The organism is Mesorhizobium sp. M2E.F.Ca.ET.209.01.1.1, assembly GCF_004010375.2.
Lineage (GTDB): Bacteria > Pseudomonadota > Alphaproteobacteria > Rhizobiales > Rhizobiaceae > Mesorhizobium.
Genome location: NZ_SADP02000564.1, coordinates 1 through 349 on the forward strand (window position 1 = coordinate 1; position 349 = coordinate 349).

1 protein-coding gene is annotated in these 349 nt (G+C 61.9%); it reads right to left on the reverse strand.

Translation table 11 applies throughout. The features are described 5' to 3' along the window. On the reverse strand, positions 1–349 hold a 349-nt coding region (locus EN852_RS36920), incomplete at both ends, for a hypothetical protein (protein WP_210238309.1).

A 349-nucleotide genomic window follows, 5' to 3' on the forward strand; every position in this document is an offset into this window, starting at 1 on the left:
GGCGGATAGGGATCGGTACGCTGGCGGCCGTGTGGGGCGCAGAGACCAGGCCTTTGTCGGCTATGCGCAAGGCCAGGTAAGAGCGAAGGGCTTCGATGGGGCTGAGGCCGATCGCCTGCAGCGAGATCAGCTCGCGCATGCGCTCGTCGCGCGGCATTATCAGCACCTTGAGGTCGTTGAGCATGATGCCGTAGACCTTCAGGAAGTCGGTCAAGTGCGCCTTCACCGCCTCGCGCACGTCGCTGATCCGCTCGTTGACGTTCTCCATCTTGGTGATCTGGATGATCTGGTTGATCGCCTGTTCGATCGCCGGCCCGGCATAGTCGGCGATTTCCTTGGTGTCGATCAC